The sequence below is a fragment of the Clavibacter sp. genome (assembly GCF_014802555.1).
Lineage (GTDB): Bacteria > Actinomycetota > Actinomycetes > Actinomycetales > Microbacteriaceae > Clavibacter > Clavibacter sepedonicus.
Map to the genome: position 1 here is coordinate 1 of NZ_JAAVCB010000021.1, position 14,895 is coordinate 14,895.

General features: G+C 74.0%; 15 protein-coding genes and 1 pseudogene. 5 read left to right on the forward strand and 11 right to left on the reverse strand.

The features are described 5' to 3' along the window. Positions 1-119 precede the first annotated feature (119 nt). From HDR73_RS02585 to HDR73_RS02605, 5 genes are read right to left on the reverse strand one after another with little or no spacing between them, the layout of a single operon-like run. Complete coding sequence (locus tag HDR73_RS02585; RefSeq protein WP_012298715.1) at positions 120-1,757, reverse strand: inositol monophosphatase family protein; 1,638 nt, start codon at positions 1,755-1,757, stop codon at positions 120-122. Next, positions 1,754-2,989 (reverse strand): ABC transporter ATP-binding protein, encoded by a 1,236-nt coding sequence (locus HDR73_RS02590; protein ID WP_012298716.1) that lies wholly within the window; start codon positions 2,987-2,989, stop codon positions 1,754-1,756. The genes HDR73_RS02585 and HDR73_RS02590 overlap by 4 nt, the downstream gene beginning before the upstream one ends. Before the next feature lie 7 nt (positions 2,990-2,996). Beyond that, entirely contained in the window at positions 2,997-3,812 is an 816-nt protein-coding gene (locus HDR73_RS02595) for an ABC transporter permease (RefSeq protein ID WP_012298717.1), read from the reverse strand. After that, positions 3,812-4,765, reverse strand: coding sequence for an ABC transporter permease (locus HDR73_RS02600; RefSeq protein ID WP_041464484.1), 954 nt, complete (start codon positions 4,763-4,765; stop codon positions 3,812-3,814). The genes HDR73_RS02595 and HDR73_RS02600 overlap by 1 nt, the downstream gene beginning before the upstream one ends. Beyond that, entirely contained in the window at positions 4,762-6,084 is a 1,323-nt protein-coding gene (locus HDR73_RS02605; RefSeq protein WP_223842774.1) for an extracellular solute-binding protein, read from the reverse strand. Before HDR73_RS02605 ends, HDR73_RS02600 begins: the two co-directional genes overlap by 4 nt. Between HDR73_RS02605 and HDR73_RS02610 the strand changes: the two are divergent. Further along, positions 6,083-6,184: pseudogene (locus tag HDR73_RS02610) on the forward strand (hypothetical protein); the annotation flags it as partial. The gene HDR73_RS02605 and the pseudogene HDR73_RS02610 overlap by 2 nt on opposite strands. Positions 6,185-6,237: 53 nt before the next feature. Here HDR73_RS02610 and HDR73_RS02615 read toward each other — a convergent pair. Then, positions 6,238-6,486 (reverse strand): hypothetical protein, encoded by a 249-nt coding sequence (locus HDR73_RS02615; RefSeq protein ID WP_287136212.1) that lies wholly within the window; start codon positions 6,484-6,486, stop codon positions 6,238-6,240. 53 nt (positions 6,487-6,539) lie between these two features. Between HDR73_RS02615 and HDR73_RS02620 the strand changes: the two genes are divergently transcribed. Beyond that, on the forward strand, positions 6,540-7,154 hold the full coding sequence (locus tag HDR73_RS02620) for a substrate-binding domain-containing protein (protein WP_223842748.1): 615 nt from the start codon (positions 6,540-6,542) through the stop codon (positions 7,152-7,154). Positions 7,155-7,160: 6 nt separating this feature from the next. Here the strand turns inward: HDR73_RS02620 and HDR73_RS02625 are convergent, their stop codons facing one another. The 5 genes from HDR73_RS02625 to HDR73_RS02645 form a co-directional block, all read right to left on the reverse strand. Continuing rightward, the gene (locus HDR73_RS02625) at positions 7,161-8,021 is read right to left on the reverse strand and encodes a DUF3097 domain-containing protein (protein ID WP_041464485.1); all 861 of its coding nucleotides are present in this window, start codon (positions 8,019-8,021) and stop codon (positions 7,161-7,163) included. Next, complete coding sequence (locus HDR73_RS02630) at positions 8,018-8,299, reverse strand: protealysin inhibitor emfourin (RefSeq protein WP_012298721.1); 282 nt, start codon at positions 8,297-8,299, stop codon at positions 8,018-8,020. The genes HDR73_RS02625 and HDR73_RS02630 overlap by 4 nt, the downstream gene beginning before the upstream one ends. After that, the gene (locus HDR73_RS02635) at positions 8,300-9,346 is read right to left on the reverse strand and encodes a M4 family metallopeptidase (protein ID WP_012298722.1); all 1,047 of its coding nucleotides are present in this window, start codon (positions 9,344-9,346) and stop codon (positions 8,300-8,302) included. It abuts the gene before it with no gap. Positions 9,347-9,439: 93 nt separating this feature from the next. Continuing rightward, positions 9,440-10,162: a response regulator gene (locus HDR73_RS02640; RefSeq protein WP_012298723.1), complete on the reverse strand. Its 723-nt coding sequence runs from the start codon at positions 10,160-10,162 to the stop codon at positions 9,440-9,442. Beyond that, complete coding sequence (locus tag HDR73_RS02645) at positions 10,159-11,937, reverse strand: sensor histidine kinase (RefSeq protein ID WP_223842749.1); 1,779 nt, start codon at positions 11,935-11,937, stop codon at positions 10,159-10,161. Before HDR73_RS02645 ends, HDR73_RS02640 begins: the two co-directional genes overlap by 4 nt. Positions 11,938-12,078: 141 nt before the next feature. On the opposite strand from HDR73_RS02645, the gene HDR73_RS02650 reads away from it, so the two are divergent. The 3 genes from HDR73_RS02650 (at position 12,079) to ftsR (ending at position 14,736) form a co-directional block, all read left to right on the forward strand. Further along, entirely contained in the window at positions 12,079-13,464 is a 1,386-nt protein-coding gene (locus tag HDR73_RS02650) for a C4-dicarboxylate transporter DctA (RefSeq protein WP_012298725.1), read from the forward strand. Positions 13,465-13,552: 88 nt separating this feature from the next. Next, positions 13,553-14,035 carry an FHA domain-containing protein gene (locus HDR73_RS02655; protein ID WP_012298726.1) on the forward strand — a complete coding sequence of 161 codons (483 nt, stop codon included), beginning with the start codon at positions 13,553-13,555 and terminating at the stop codon, positions 14,033-14,035. Continuing rightward, entirely contained in the window at positions 14,035-14,736 is a 702-nt protein-coding gene (gene ftsR / locus HDR73_RS02660; protein WP_012298727.1) for a transcriptional regulator FtsR, read from the forward strand. Before HDR73_RS02655 ends, ftsR begins: the two co-directional genes overlap by 1 nt. The last annotated feature ends 159 nt before the right edge of the window (positions 14,737-14,895 follow it).

The window sequence follows — 14,895 nt, forward strand, 5'->3', positions numbered from 1 at the left end:
GACGAGCATTACCGTGGGACATCGAGGCCTCCTGGCGATGGTTGAACTGAACAGCTCCATCAAGCCAGGAGGCCTCTTCACACGCCCCGAAGTGTCACCAACGTCACGGCCGAGTACAGCTAGGCGGCCGGAGCGGGCTCGGCCGGAGCGGGCTCGGCCGGAGCGGGCTCGGCCGGAGCGGATCCGGTCGGCTCGGCCGACGGGAGCGCCGCCGAGGTCGCGTCCACGACCCCGGCGCGCCAGAGCGTGTGCAGGGCCTCGGCGGTCCTGCGGTGGCGTGCGGCGAGCACGCCGCCCGACGCCGGGAACAGCGTGTCCTCGCCGTCCGCGTCGAGCACCACGCCGCCCGCCTCGCGCACGATGAGCGTCGCCGCGAGGTGGTCGACCGGCCCGAACGAGCCGATGACCGCGCCCGCGCCGTGGCCGAGCGCGATGCCGGCGACCGTGAGGGTGCCGGAACCCATGATCCGCGTGGTGCAGTAGCGCGCGGCGAGCGCGTCGAGCAGCGGCAGCATCCCGGGCCACGGCGCGTGCCCGGCGAGCTCGGTGCTCACCATCCGGCCGCGGAGCGGATCCGCGTCGGGCGCGTGCACGCCGCCGGGCGTCGCCGCCAGGTCGAGGCGCGCGTCGGCGGACCAGGTGCCCTCGCCGGCCGCGGCCTCGACGACCGTGCCGCGCCAGGGATCCGCGACGACGCCCACGACGGGCTCGCCGTCGACCACGAGGGCCAGCGAGAAGCTCGTCCACGGCACGCCGTTCGCGAGGTTCGCGGTGCCGTCGACGGGGTCGAGGTACCAGCACGGGCGACCGGGCACGGCCTCGCCGCCGTACTCCTCGCCGACGAGCACGTGGTGCGGGAACTGCGCGCCGACCACCGCGCGCACGTCGCGCTCGACGGCCCGGTCGATCTCCGTCACGTGGTCGGCGGGATTCGCCTTCGTCGTGACCGCGCCGACCGCGTGCGAGCGGACGTGGTGCACGGCGCGCGCGGCGAGGTCGCGCGCCGCGGCCCGGGCCCGGGTCCGCTCCGCCTCGGGGGCGGTCGCACGGGCGTCCGCCGCGGCGGGGTCGGCCCGCCGGCGCGCGAGCACCTCGAGGAGCGTCGTCAGCTCGTTCGTGGTGATCGCGTCCACGCCGATCGACGCCAGCCACTCCATCTGGGCGGGCTCGTCGACGGTCCAGGCGGCCACCCGGGCGCCCAGCCCGTGGACGGCGTCGACCAGCGCGCGGCCGACGACGAGGTGCGGCATGTTGACCACCGCGGGCCGGAGCTCGGCCAGGTCGTCGGCGGTGGGCGGCTGCGGGTCGGACCACGGCAGCCAGATGACGGCGGCCGGGTCGAGCTCGCGGATCACGCGCATGCCGTCGAGGTGCCCGCACCAGGCGACCCGCGGCGTGCGCGGCGCCGCGGCGACGACCGCGTGGGCGGCGGCGGCCGGATCCCCTGACGCCATGTCGATCACGAGCTCGACGTCGGTGCCCGCGAGGAGCTCGAGCGCCTCGGCCAGCAGCGGGATCCGTGAGGAGCCGCCGCCGAGCGCCCGCGCGTCAGCGAGGTCGAGGTCCGCGATCCGCGCGTCGACGCCCCAGAGGCGCTCGAGCGTGTCGTCGTGGAGGAGGACGACGTGGCCGTCGCGCGTGACGTGGACGTCGACCTCGATCGTGCGCGCTCCGGCCTCGGCCGCCGAGCGGATGGCCGTGAGCGTGTTCTCGCGGTGCCGGGAGGAGTCGCCGCGGTGGGCGGTCGCCGCGGTCATCGGGCGTCGTCCGTCGCGGACGTGGCGGGCGCGCTCGCGGTGGTGGCAGCAGGTGCAGCAGGTGCAGCAGGTGCAGCCGGTGCGACGGGCGCGGCGCCCGGCGCCCGGTCCGGCACGAGGATCCCGTCCCGGTAGTGCCGCACCTCGCGGAGCGTCACGGTGCCGGCCTCGCCGATCGCGGGCGCGGATCCGGTGACGAGCGCGCGCACCTCCACGCCGCCTGCGTCGAGCACGAGCTCCTGGAAGTGGCCGTGCGGCAGCACGCGTCGGACGACCACGGAGGTCGCGTCGGCCGCGGGCTGGGACCCGCGCGGCGCGTAGTCGACGTCCTCCGGGCGGACCGCCCAGACGTCGGCGTCGGCCGAGGTCGGGACGAAGGCCGCGGGCGCGACGGCCGTGAGGGTCTCGGGCGTCGTGCCCTGCAGGCGCGGCGCGGGCAGCAGGTTAATGCTGCCGATGAACGACGCGACCACGAGGGTCCGCGGCCGCGCGTACAGCTCGGTGGGGGCGGAAACCTGCTCGATGCGGCCCTGGTGCATCACGGCGACGCGGTCGGAGATGGCGAGCGCCTCGTCCTGGTCGTGCGTGACCATGACCGTGGTGATCCCCAGCCGCTGCTGGATGTCGCGGATCTCCTCGCGCACCTTCACCCGCAGCTTCGCGTCGAGGTTCGACAGCGGCTCGTCGAGGAACAGCAGGTCGGGCTCCTGCACGATCGCGCGGGCGAGCGCCGCGCGCTGCTGCTCACCGCCGGAGATGTGCGCGGGCCGCGAGTGCGCGTGGTGCGCGAGGTTCACGGTCTCGAGCGCCGCCATGACCCGGCGGGCGACCTCGTCCTTGGGCAGCTTCCGCAGCGTGAGCGGGAAGGCCACGTTCTTGAAGACGGTGAGGTGCGGCCAGAGCGCGTAGTTCTGGAACACCATCGCGCTCGGCCGCTTGTCGGGGCCGGACGCCGTGACGTCGCGGCCGCCGATCACCACGGATCCGCGGTCGGGCTCGAGGAATCCGGCGATCATGCGGAGCGTGGTGGTCTTGCCGCAGCCCGACGGCCCGAGGAGCGCGACGAGCTCGCCGCGCGCGACGTCGAGGTGGAGGTCGTCGACGATGGTGCGGCCGCCGAGGTCCTTGGCGAGCCCGGCGACGACGAGGCCGGACGGGGCGGCCGTCGCGGTGCCGTCGTCGTGCGGGCGCGACGGGGCGGCGATCGTGGGGGAGGGTGCTGATGCGGTCATGGCCGGCCTAACGGATCTGGAAGCCCTCGGCCAGACGCCCGCCCATGATGTGGCGGCGGGCGAGCAGGAGGAGGGCGACGGAGGGGACGGAGAGGAGGATCGCGAACACGGCGGCGACCTGCTTCGGGTGGTTGAGGACGAGTGAGTACATCTCGGTCGGCATCGTCATGTAGACGGGTGCGCCCACGAGGTACGTGCCCTGCGCCTCGTCGAACGCGGCGAGGAACGACATGAGCACGGCCACGAGGATGCCCGGCAGCGCGAGCGGCAGGGTCACGTGCAGGAACGTCCGCACCCGCCCGGCGCCCGCGTCGCGCGCGGCCTCCTCGAGGGAGCGCGGCACGGCGCTGAAGGCTGCGGCCGGGATCCAGGTCATGAACACGACCGTGCCGATGAGCTGCACGATGACGATGCCCGTGATCGTGTTCATGAGGTGGAGCCCGTAGAACAGCGACGCCATCGACACGAAGAGCCCCATCTTGGGGAACGCGTTGGTGGCGAACAGTCCCACCAGCAGGATCCGCCGGCCCGGGAACTGGAACCGGGAGAACGCGTAGGCCGCCGGCAGGCAGACGAGCGCCGAGACGAGCACCGTGATGGGGGCGAAGTACAGCGAGTTGCGGACGGCCGCGGCGAGCTCGGCGTCCTCGAACACGACGCGCCACCAGTCGAGCGTGAGCCCGGCGGGGACGAGGCTCGGGTAGTCCCAGCTCGTCGCGAACGCGTGCACCGCGAGCCACAGGAGCGGGCCGAGGATGAAGACCGCGACGACCGCGAACAGCGCGGCCTGGATCCAGCCGCGGACGGAGAGGAGCGCGCGCATCAGACCCGGCCCTCCTTCTTCGCGGAGCGGAAGTTGGCCCGCACGTAGAGGAACGCGATGCCGGACGCGAGGACGAACACCACGACGGCCATGACGATCGACTCCTGCGGGTGGTTGAAGCCCGTGAAGTACTTCGAGATGTCGACGCCGAGCATGCTGGGCGCGTTCGGTCCCGTGAAGTACGGCACCGTGAAGGAGCCGAGCACGCCGATCGCCGTGAAGGTCGTCGCGATGACGAGCGGGATCGCGGCGAGCGGCACGAGCACGCGCGTGACGATGGCCCACGTCGATGCGCCCGCGTCGCGGGCGGCCTCGATCATGGCGTCGGGGATGCCCTGCACGCCGGACGTCGCCATGAGCGTGGCGAACGGCAGGCTGGTCCAGACGGATCCGATCACCACCGCCACGGTCGTGTAGCCCCACGTCGGCCCCTCGAGGCCGACGAGCGCGAAGACCGTGCGCACGAAGCCGTCGCCCGAGTAGAAGGTGAGGATCGCCCACGACGCGATGACGACGGGGATGAAGAGGGGCACGATCGCGAGCCCGGCGAACAGCGACGCGAGCCGGCCGCCGCGGAGGCGCAGGTTGAGCGCGATCGCGAGCGACAGGGCGATGACGATCGCGGTGGACACCACGGTCACGAGCACGGTGACGCCGAGGTCACGGAGGAACCGCGGGTCCGTGAACACGTCGACGTAGGCGTCGAACGTGCCCCACCAGCTCGTGGCGGTGCGCGTGCCGAGGCCGATCTGGGCGATCGTGCTGTTCAGCCCGCCCGTGTGGCCGAGGCTGAAGCCGATGGCGAGCACGACGGGGATCCCGACGAACACCGCGAGCAGCAGCGCGGGAGGGAGGGCGAGAGCCAGGCCGACGCCGGCGCGGCGGGTCTCCGGGGAGACCCGCCGCGCGCGGGCGGCCCGGGCGGCGGGGGCCGCCGTCCGGACGTCCGTCACTGCCCGGGGACCTTCTGGTCCCACAGGTTCGACATGTCCGACGCCATCTTGCTGTAGTAGCCGGGGCGGAGCGTCGACGGGTCGGCCGAGGCGAACTGGGCCTTGAGGTCCTCGGGCACCTGGTCGAGCGAGATCACGGGGTAGCCCGCGATGGTGCTGGCGATGATGCCCTGGCCCTCGGCGGAGAGCACGTAGTCGGCCAGCTTCTGCGCGACGTCCGCGTGCTCGGCCGTCTTCGGGATGCCGAGGAAGGACGCGCTGCCGGTGAACGCCGGGTCGGAGATCTGCGCGTACTTCACGGTCGGCGGCAGCGTGCCGGACTTCTGGGCGGTGATGACCTGGTCGCTCCAGACCGGGGCCATCTCGATGGCGCCCGTGCCGAGCAGGTCGAGCACCTGGTTGTTGCCGTTGGGGTAGACGCCGCCCTGGTACATGGAGGCGTTCAGGTCCTTGAGCTCGTCGAAGCCCGCGTCCCACGCGCTCTCGAGCGACTGGTCGTAGCCGGTCGTCATCTTCTCGCGGGTGGCGTCGTCGACGTGGGTGTCGAGGACGGTCGTGACGAAGGCCTGGCCGGATCCGCCGGTGGAGGGGGAGTTGTAGGCGAACTGGCCGGGGTTGTCCCGGATCCAGGAGAGCAGGTCCGCCAGGGTCTTCGGCGGGGTCTGCACCTTCGTGGAGTCGTAGGCGAGCAGGACGGAGGAGGCGCGATAGGGGATCCCGAAGCCGCCGCCGGACTCGACCGTCGAGTCAGGCACGGTCGCGAGGTTCGGGATGGTGTCGGCCGAGACGGGGGCGAGGAGCCCGCCGGAGCCGGCCGCAGCGGTGAAGCCCGCGTCGATGAGGTCGTAGCCGGGGTCGGATCCGCCCTGCACCGAGCTCGTGAGCGTGGCCATGGTCTGCGCGTCGTGCTCGCCGTGGAGGTCGAGCGTCGTGGTGACGGACGCACCGGGGTTCGCCTTCTCGAACGCGGGGATGATCCCGTCGTCCCAGAGGGCCTTGACGTTGGTGTCGCCGGAGATGAAGACGCGGGCGGTGCCCGACGCGTCGGTGACGGCGTGGTTCTGGGCCTGGGCCTGCGTGCTCGTGGTGGGAGCGCAGCCCGCGAGCGCGACCGCGGCGGACGCGGCGGCGGCGAGGGCGAGGAGGGAACGGCGGGGGATCACGGGTCGGGTGTCCTTCTGCTGGGGGAGCGATGCGGATCGCATCGTTTCGATGGTCGGGTCCTCCGGTGGCCCGGACGTGAACGGAACGTTGCGATCCAGGTCCCCGAGGGCGAACGGGCCTGCCGGGGAGCCTCCTGTCAATAGGGTGGGCGGCATGAGGAGGAACTCGCCGCGCACCTCCGTGACCCTCGCCGACGTCGCCGCGCTCGCGGGCGTCTCCACCTCCACGGCGTCGCTCGCGTACCGCAGCACCGGCTCGATCACGCCGGCCACGCGCGCCCGCATCCTGCGGGCCGCGGCCAGCATCGGCTACGCGGGGCCGGATCCCACGGCCAGGTCGCTGAAGAGCGGCCGCACCGGCATCGTGGGCGTCGTGGTCGCGGGCAGCATCCGCCGGGCGTTCCAGAACCCGGTCGCGCTCGCGACGATGGCGGGCCTCAGCGAGGCGCTCGACGAGCTCGACGTGGGCCAGCTGCTGCTGCCGGGCCGCCGCGAGCCGCGCGAGGGATCCGCGCCCCTGCTCGAGGGCATGCCGGTCGACGCCGTGGTGTTCCTCACCCGCGGCGAGGAGGTGGACGCGCTCCTGCCCGGGCTGCGCGCGCCGGATCCCCATGGTCGGCGTCGAGGGACCGCACGGCGCGGGCGTCGCCGTGGTCGACATCGACGACGCCCGCGGGATGGGCGAGCTCGCCCGCCACGTGCGCGCCCTCGGCCACCGCCACGTCGCCGTGCTGATGCGCACCACCCGCATCGAGGAGGACGGTCCGCCCGGCCCCGTGCTGCCCGTCGGCCGCGACCTCGAGGACATCGTCAACCGCACGATCCGCGAGCGGCTCCGCGCCGCGTGGAGCGTCTTCCCGGACGCCGTCCGCGTGGAGGCGGGCGGGCGTGACCTCGAGGCGGGGGAGCGGGCCGCCGGCGTGCTACTCGACCTGCCGTCGCGGCCGACGGCGATCCTCGCCCAGAACGACATGCTCGCCGCGAGCGCCATCCGCGCCGCGACCGCCCGCGGGCTGCGCGTGCCGGAGGACCTCACGGTCACGGGCTTCGACGGCGCGCACCTGCCGTGGCTCGAGCGCCGCCTCACCACCGTCGAGCAGCCGCTGCACGACCGCGGCATGCGCGCCGGGCGCATGGTCGGCGAGCTGCTCGCCGGCCGGGCGCCGGCGAGCGTCGTCCTCCCGGTGCACGTGCGGATCGGCGAGACGGCCGCGGCGCCCGCCTGATCCGGGCTACCGTCCCGCGGGATCCGTCACGAAGTCGATGAGCTGCTCCACGCGGCCGAGGAGCGCCGGCTCCAGGTCCTGGTACGAGCGCACCTGCCCGAGGATCCGCTGCCACGCCCGCGCGATGTCCGCCTGCTCGTCGTGCGGCCAGCCGAGCGCGGCGCAGATGCCGTGCTTCCACTCGACGCTCCGCGGGATGACGGGCCACTCGCGGAGGCCGAGACGCCCGGGCTTCACCGACTGCCAGACGTCCACGTAGGGGTGCCCGACCACGAGCGCGTGCGCGCGGTGCGGCCCGCGCGCGACGGCCTCGGCGATGCGGCTCTCCTTGGATCCCGGCACCAGGTGGTCGACGAGCACGCCGACGCGCCGACCGCGGCCGGGCCGGAAGCGGTCGAGCTCCTCGTCGAGGTGGTCGACGCCCTCGAGGTACTCCACGACGACGCCCTCGATGCGGAGGTCCTCGCCCCACACCTTCTCTACGAGCTCGGCGTCGTGCCTACCCTCCACGAAGATCCGGCTGGGCAGCGCCACGCGGGCCTTGGCGTCGGCGACCGCGAGCGACCCGGACGCCGTCCGCGCGCGGCCGGCGGGCGCGGCGCGGGCCACGCGGAGCGCGACGGGCTCGCCCTCGAGCAGGAAGGAACCGCCGAGCGGGAACGTGCGCTGCTTCCGACGGAAGTCCTCGAGCACGACCATGCCGGACTCGACGCGCACGATCGCGCCGCAGAACCCGGTGGACAGCTCCTCGACCACGAGGTCGCGCGTCGCGTCCTGCGGCCGCGGGGCCTTCTTCGCGGGCCCGCGCCAGCCGGCGGCGAGCACGTCCTGTCCGTAGCGGTCGTCGTCGAAGGGGGGCGGAGTCATCCTCCGAGGCTCTCACGGGACGCGTCGCGCACCCGGTCGACGAGCCGACGCCACGGGCCGTCGACGGCGGCCTCGCCGAGGCGGGCCTCCCGGTCGCCCGCGCGCACGAGGTAGACGAAGCGGTCCGCGCCGGGAGCCGGCGCGACGAGCTCGTCCCACGGACACGCGTCGACGAGCGCGCTCCAGTCGGCCACGCCGTCCGCGTCGTCGTCCACGCGCACCGACCAGGTGCGGGTCATGCCCGCCACCCCGCCCGTGCGCGACACGGCGATCTCCACCTAGACCTCGATCCCGACGCCCTCCCACGCCGCCTGGACCGCGGCGACCTCGGACGCGTCCTCACCGTACCGCGCCGACGCGGCCTCGACAGTGGCCCCGGCGAAGGCCGCGAAGTCGGGGTCGGCGCGCACGGCGCCGGACTCGATCACGTCGTACCAGACGCGGCCCGCGCCCTCCCAGGCCGCGCCGCCGATGGCCGTGGCCGCGAGGAAGAACGCGCGGTTCGGGATCCCCGAGTTGATGTGCACCCCGCCGTTGTCCTCCTGCGTCTCCACGTAGTCGTCCATGTGCCCGGGCTGCGGGTCCTTCCCCAGCACGTCGTCGTCGTACGCGGTGCCGGGCGCGCGCATCGAGCGGAGCGCGAGGCCCGTCGACCGCTCCAGGAACAGCTCCGCGCCCACCAGCCACGTGGCCTCGTCCGCCGTCTGCCCGAGCGCGTGCTGCTCCACGAGCACGCCGAACACGTCGGAGACGGACTCGTTGAGCGCGCCCGACTGCCCCTGGTAGACGAGGCCGAGCGTCAGCTCGGTGACCCCGTGCGTCAGCTCGTGGCCGATGACCGTGAGCGACCGCGTGAAGGGCGCGAACACCTCGCCGTCGCCGTCGCCGAAGACCATGCGGGTGCCGTCCCAGAACGCGTTGTCGTACTCCTCGCCGTAGTGCACGGTCGCGAGCAGCGGCAGGCCGCGGTCGTCGAGCGACTCCCGGCCGTAGACCTCGGAGAAGAGCGCGTACGTGGCGCCGAGTCCCGCGTAGGCCTCGTCGACCTCGGCGTCGCCCGTGTCGGCGTCGCCCTCGACACGCACCGTGCGGCCCGGCAGCTCCTCGCGGTTCCCGGCGTCGGAGACGGTGCGGTGGATCCCCGACGGGTCCCTGTCCGCGAGCGCCGATGCGTCCGGCTCTGCGCCCGGCCCGCGTCGGTCGTGGATGAGCGGCCCCTGGTCGCGGAGCGCGCGGCGGGCCGCCTGCCGGGCGGCGGACAGGCGGTCGGGGTCGGCCTCGGCGAGGCGGGTCAGCAGGTACGGCGGGAGGATGGTGCGTCTCATGACCCGAGACTCGCACGGGGCGGCGACATCGTCACGGGCCGCGGTGGATCCGGCGCAGGGGTCCCGCCACCGCGTGCCATGCCGTACGGTTCGTCAGGTCGTCCAGCGGTACCCGAGCTCCGGCCGGCCCGGCGTCCCGTACCGCGGCACCCGCTCCACCTGGCCCACGTCGGCGAGGTACTCGAGGTACCGGCGCGCGGTCACGCGCGACACGTCGAGCGCGCCCGAGACCTCCGCCGCCGAGACGCCGCCGCCGAGACGCCGCCGCCGAGACGCCGTCGGCGCCGCTCCGTCGCCCCGCGTGATCCCGCGCACGAGGTCGAGCGTCTCCGCCGACATGCCCTTGGGCAGCCGGGCGTCGGACGCGGGGGAGCGCAGCGCGGCGAGCGCCCGGTCCACCTGCAGCTGCGTGGTGCTGCCGCTGCCCGCGCCGAGGCCCTCGCGGTAGCCGACGTAGGCCGCCATCTTCTCGGCGAAGGCCGCGAACGTGAACGGCTTGATGAGGTACTGCACGATGCCCGCGGTCACCGAGCTGCGCACGACGGCCTGGTCGCGCACCGCGGTCACGGCGACGACGTCGGTCGCGCGCCCCGCAGCCCGCAAGCGGCGGCAGACCTCGAGGCCGTGCATGTCGGGCAGCGTCATGTCGAGCAGCACCAGGTCGATCCCCTCGGGCCCGGCCTCCGCGACGAGCCGCAGCGCCTCGCCGCCGGTGTGCGCGACGCCCGCCACCTCGAAGCCCTCGAGCCGCCCGACGTAGAGGGCGTGGGCCTCGGCGGTCAGCGTGTCGTCGTCGACGACCAGCACGCGGATCACGCGCGCACCCCGCCGTCGCGGGCGTCGGCGTCGTCACGGTCCGCGTCCGCGTCCGCGTCTACTCCGTCGGCGACGTGCGCGACCGGATCCGCGGGCAGCACGACCCGCACGCGCGCCCCGCCCAGCCGCGCGTCGGCGTCGCCGACCTCGACCCGCCCGCCGAGCCGGGCGGCCGAGCGCGCCACGAGCGCGAGGCCCACCCCGCGCGGCCCCGCGTCGCCCGATTTGGTCGTGACCCCGAACTCCAGGACGCGCGGCCGCACCGCCGGATCCACGCCCGGCCCGTCGTCCGCCACCTCGACGACGAGCCCGCCCGCGTCGGTCCGCGACAGCGACAGCTCCACGCGTCCGCGGTCGTCCCCGCGCGCTGTGGCGGCGGACGGGTCCGCCGCCGCATCGATGGCGTTGTCGACGAGGTTCCCGACGATCGTCACGAGCTCGGTCGCGGGCACGCCCGGGTCGCCCGTGCCGTCGGCCACGCGGACGGACAGCGCCACCCCGCGCTCGGCCGCCTGCGCCGTCTTGCCGCGCACGAGCGCCCGCACGACGGGATCCGCGTCCTCCGCCAACCCGCCCTCGGACGCGCGCCGATCCGTCTCGAGCTCCGACGCCGCGAGGTCGAGCGCCTCGCGCGGCCGCTCCAGCTCGATGAGCGACACGATCGTGTGCAGCCGGTTCGCGAACTCGTGCGTCTGCGCCCGCATGGCGTCCGAGAGGGTCCGGAGCGTCGCGAGCTCGCCCGACAGGCGCTGGATCTCCGTCCGGTCGCGCAGCGTCGTCACCGTCCCGAGCCGCGCCGCGCTCCCGGTGCGTCCGGTGGGCAGCGCGGGCCGCTGCGTCACGACGAGCACGCGCCCGCTGGGCAGGTGCACGACCTCGTCGGCCGTCCTCCCGTCGACGAGCAGCCGCTCGATGGCCGGCGGCAGGCCCAGCGTGCGGATCCCCACCGGCCCGGCAGCCGGATCCAGCTCGAGGTCGAGTAGCTCGGCCGCCTGGTCATTGTGGAGCACGAGCCGCCGGTCGCGGTCGACGAGCACGATCCCCTCGCCGACCGAGTGCAGCACCGACTCGTAGTACGCGAGCATGCGCGCCATCTCCTCGGGTCCGAGGCCCCACGTGGTCCGCTCGAGCGACCGGCTGAGGAGCACGGCGCCGGCCGCGAGCAGGAGCGCCAGCGCCGCGACCGTGCCCACGAGTCCCGGGATTTTGGCGCCGAGCACCTCGGTGACGCGCTCCACAGTGACGCCGGCGGCGACCAGCCCCACGATGCCGCCGTCCGCGTCGCGCACGGGGACGACGGCGCGCACGCTCGGCCCGAGCGTCCCGGTGAAGGTCTCGGTCATCGAGCGGCCGGCGAGCGCGGGTCCGGTGGTGCCGAGGTACCTGCGGCCGATCTCGTCGGGGTCGGGGTGGGTCACGCGGACGGTGTCGCGGTCCATGATCGTGACGAAGTCGACCCCGGTGTCGCGCGTCACGTCGAGCGAGTAGTCGAGGAGGGCGCCCGTGGGATCCGCGGATGCGAGCCCCTCGGCCACCCGCGGCGAGTCGGCCACGGTGGTCGCGACGGCGAGGCTCCGGTCGGCCGCCGCCTGCTCGGCGCGCTGCCGCGAGTCCGACCACAGGGCCGCGGTGGCGACCAGGGCGACCAGCAGCAGGATCGCGAGCTGGACGACCAGCAGCCGCGCGGCGATCCCGCGGGGGAGGCCCATTCGCAGGCGTCCCGTCCGCGGGCGGCGCGTGCGGCGGGGCCGGTCGGCGAGCGCGCGTCGCGCCATGCTGCCTCCTCGCGTCCGCGGCCGGCACCCGGCAGGAACATTATGAACACAACGCCGGAGCGCTCCCACGCGTGGGCCATCCTGGCGGAGTCCGCCTGCCGCACCCGTGCGCCGGCGCCGCTCACGAGACAAGGACGTCCCATGACCAACCCCATCGCCGCGCTCCGTCGCCTGGACCGGCAGCACTACCTCTACATCGCGGTCATCATCGCGGTGCTCCTCGGCATCACCGTCGGGCTCGTCGCCCCCGACGTGGGCGTGGCCCTGAAGCCCATCGGCGACGCGTTCGTCGCCCTCATCAAGATGATGATCGCGCCGATCATCTCCTGCACCATCGTCCTCGGCGTCGGCTCGGTCGCGAAGGCCGCGACGGTCGGCCGCGTCGGCGGGATCGCGCTCCTCTACTTCATCGTCATGTCGACCTTCGCGCTCGCGATCGGCCTCGTGGTGGGCAACCTCATCCACCCGGGCGACGGCCTCGACCTCAGCGGCCTGCGCGCTCCGGCCGGCTCGACGGAGGCCACGGGCGAGACGGACTTCCTCCTCTCGATCATCCCAACGTCCCTGCTGTCGTCGCTCACTTCGGGCAGCATCCTGCAGACGCTGTTCGTGGCGCTGCTCGTCGGCTTCGCGCTGCAGCAGCTGGGGAAGCGCGGCGAGCCCGTGCTCGAGGGGATCCGGAACATCCAGATCCTCGTGTTCCGCATCCTCAGCATGGTGATGTGGGTGGCCCCGGTCGGCGCGTTCGGCGCCATCGCGGCGGTCGTCGGCGCCACCGGGTTCCAGGCGGTCATCAGCCTCGCGACCCTCATGATCGGCTTCTACATCACGTGCGCGCTGTTCATCGTCGTCGTCCTCGGCTCGCTGCTGTGGCTCGTCGCCCGCATCAGCATCTTCAAGCTGATGCGGTACCTGGGCCGCGAGTACCTGCTCATCGTGTCCACGTCCTCCTCCGAGGTCGCGCTGCCCCGGCTCATCGCGAAGATGGAGCACGTGGGCGTCTCGAAGCCCGTCGTCGGCATCACGGTGCCCACGGGCTACTCGTTCAACCTCGACGGCACGGCCATCTACCTCACGATGGCGTCGCTGTTCATCGCGAACGCGCTCGGCAGCCCCCTGGCGCTCGGCGAGCAGGTCTCGCTGCTGGTCTTCATGATCATCGCGTCCAAGGGCGCCGCGGGCGTCACCGGCGCCGGCCTCGCGACCCTCGCGGGCGGCCTGCAGTCGCACCGGCCGGACCTCGTGGACGGCGTCGGCCTCATCGTCGGCATCGACCGGTTCATGTCGGAGGCCCGCGCCCTCACGAACTTCACCGGCAACGCGGTCGCCACGCTCCTCGTCGGCACGTGGACGCGCGGCATCGACGCCGACCGCGTCGCCCTCGTCCTCGGCGGAGGCGACCCCTTCGACGAGAAGAGCATGGGCACCGAGCACGAGGCCGAGCTGAAGGCCCCGGCGGAGGCCCTGGAGGCCGACGTCACGCGCGCAGGCGACCTCGGCGACGAGCCGCGCACCTCCACCCGCTGACCCGGACCGGGGCCACGCCCGGGTGCCGCCCACCGTGGTCCCGGCCGTGTCCGATCCGTTACGCTGTCAGGTCACAGGAGGTACGACCATGGATGGACGCGAAGAGGGTCACGGCGCCACGCGCGTGCCCGAGCAGTACACGAGCACGGACACCACGGCGACCTTCCGCGATGAGCTCGGGGCAGCGCTCGCCGGCCTCGACGGCGCCGTCTCCGCCGAGGAGAAGGACGCCGTCACGGCGCTCCCGTCGGGATCCGCCCTCCTCGTCGTCCGCCGCGGCCCCAACCAGGGCGCGCGCTTCCTCCTCGACGCCGACGTGACGGTGGCCGGCCGCCACCCCGACGCCGACATCTTCCTCGACGACGTCACCGTGTCCCGCCGGCACGCGGAGTTCGTGCGCCAGGGCACGTCGTTCCAGGTCAAGGACCTCGGCTCGCTCAACGGCACCTACTTCGACGGCGTGCGGATCGACACCGCGCTCCTCCAGGACGGCGCGGAGGTGCAGGTCGGCAAGTTCCGCCTCACGTTCTACGCATCCCGCACCGACCTCGTCGGCCGGACCGCCGAGTAGTGCCGGCGTCCGCCGCCCGGTCGACGCCAGCCCGCACCCCCGGTCTCCTCAGCATCGGGCAGGTGCTGGCGCGCCTCACGCCGGAGTTCCCCGATCTCACCAACAGCAAGGTCCGCTTCCTCGAGGAGCAGGGACTCGTCCAGCCGTCCCGCACGGAGTCCGGCTACCGCAAGTTCAGCCCCGCCGACGTCGAGCGCCTCCGCACCGTCCTCGGGATGCAGCGGGACCACTACCTCCCGCTCAAGGTCATCCGCTCCTACCTGCACGACCTCGACGCCGGGCTCTCGCCCGCGCTCCCCGGCGGCGCGCCCGTCCCCTCCGTCTCCATGCTCGACCAGGAGCGCCGCTACAGCCGTGCCGAGCTCGTGCGCGAGTCCGGCGCCACCGCCTCGCTCCTCGGCGACGCCATCACGGCCGGCGTGCTCATGCCCGCCGAGGCGTACGGCGAGGAGGCGCTGCAGGTGATGCGCGCGCTCGTCGAGCTGCAGCGCACCGGCATCGAGCCGCGCCACCTCCGCGGCTTCCGCCAGGCGGCGGAGCGCGAGCTGAGCCTCATCGAGTCGGCCCTGGTGCCCGTGTCCCGCCGCCGCGACGCGTCCAGCCGCGCGCACGCCGCGGAGCTGGCGCGCGAGATCGCCACGCAGCTCGAGGTCGTCCGGGGGAGCCTCATCCGGTCCGCGCTCGGCCGGCTCTCGTCCTGAGATCGCGCTCGCGGGGACGGGCGCGGCCGGTAGGCTGACGTGTCCGCACGGGGACGTCCGCACGCCGGACGGATCCGTCGGGACCGGTCGATGCGCACCCCCGACGGGGGCGCGGCGGAGGGCCGGGACGACACGCCGGGCGCTTCCGCCGGATGTCGT